1 protein-coding gene is annotated in these 1,756 nt (G+C 61.7%); it reads left to right on the top strand.

Annotated features, from left to right (window positions below; translation table 11 throughout):
- Window positions 1-1,756 (top strand): calcium-binding protein (locus HX899_RS24300; RefSeq protein WP_281408848.1); only part of this gene is annotated, 1,756 nt, incomplete at both ends.

Here is a 1,756-nt window from a genome sequence, read left to right as displayed (position 1 = left end):
GTCGGAACAGGAAACTCGCTGGACAACCTAATCGTCGGCGGTAGCGGGACCGACACCATTGCCGGTGGCGCCGGCAACGACACGCTGAATGGCGGGGCAGGCGCCGACACGCTGATCGGCGGAGCGGGCGACGACACCTATATTGTCGACAATGCCGGCGACAGCGTTGCCGAGAACGCCGCCGCGGGAACCGACACGGTTCGCACGACCCTGGCAAGCTATACGCTTGCCGCCAATGTCGAGAACCTCGCCTATATCGGAACTGGTGCGTTTGCCGGGACAGGCAACGCGCTGAACAATGTCCTGGCTGGAGGTGCCGGGGTCGACACGCTAAATGGCGGCACGGGCGACGACACCTATGTCATCTCCAACGGTGACATCGTCATCGAGAATGCCGATGAGGGTATCGACACGGTGCAGACGAATCTGACCGCCTATACGCTGGGGGTCAATGTCGAGAACCTCACCTATGGCGGTACGGCCGCGTTTACCGGCACGGGCAATGCGCTCGACAACATCATCAAGGGCGGTGTCGTTGCCGATAAGCTCACTGGCGCTGGCGGCAACGACACATTGATTGGCGGTGCTGGTTCCGACACGATGTCAGGCGGGACGGGTGACGACATTTATGTCGTCGATATCGCGACCGACCTTGTGATCGAGAATGCGAACGAGGGGACAGACACGGTCCAGACGTCGCTTGCAGCCTATTCGATCGCTGCACTGATCAATGTCGAGAACCTGAGCTACACGGGATCGGCCAACTTCACCGGCACCGGCAATGCGCTCGCCAATATAATCACCGGCGGCGCCGGCAATGACACGCTGAATGGCGGGGCAGGTGCCGATAGCTTGATCGGCGGTGCGGGCGACGACACCTATATCGTCGACAATGCCGGCGACAGCGTTGCCGAGAACGCCGCCGCGGGAGCCGACACGGTTCGCACGACTCTGGCAAGCTATACGCTTGACGCCAATGTCGAGAACCTCACCTATATCGGAATCGGAACGGCAGCCTTTGCCGGCACCGGAAACGATCTCGACAATGTAATCACAGGGGCGGCCGCCGCTGATACGCTGTCAGGCGGCGACGGCAACGATACGCTGAATGGCGGGGCAGGCGCCGATACGCTGATCGGCGGTGCGGGCGACGACACCTATATCGTCGACAATGCCGGCGACAGCGTTGCCGAGAACGCCGATGAAGGAACCGACACGGTCAAGACCGTGCTGGCAAGCTATACGCTTGGCGTCAATGTCGAGAACCTCACCTACATCGGAACGGCAGCCTTTGCCGGGACAGGCAATAGCCTTGCCAACACGATCACTGGTGGTGTCGGCAACGACACGCTGAATGGTGCGGCAGGTGCCGACACGATGATCGGCGGTGCGGGCGACGACACCTATATCGTCGACAATGCCGGCGACAGCGTTGCCGAGAACGCCGGCGCGGGAACCGACACGGTCAAGACCGTGCTGGCAAACTATACGCTCGGCAACAATGTCGAGAAGCTGAGCTACACGGGATCCGCCGACTTCACCGGCACCGGCAATGCGCTCGCCAACACGATCATCGGCGGCGCCGGCAACGATCTGCTGGACGGCGGCGCCGGCAATGACACGCTGAACGGCGGAGCGGGCAACGACATCTATGTGGTCGACAGTGCGAGCGACGTCATCGCCGAGTTGGCCAGTGCCGGCACCGATGAAATCCGCACGTCGCTTGCAGCCTATTCGATCGCTGCACTGATCAATG

Origin of the sequence: Rhizobium sp. WYCCWR 11146 (assembly GCF_013591995.1) — a bacterium.
Classification (GTDB): Bacteria; Pseudomonadota; Alphaproteobacteria; order Rhizobiales; family Rhizobiaceae; genus Rhizobium; species Rhizobium indicum.
Note: the sequence above shows the minus strand (reverse complement) of the source record. Positions and strands in the feature narration are given on the sequence as shown.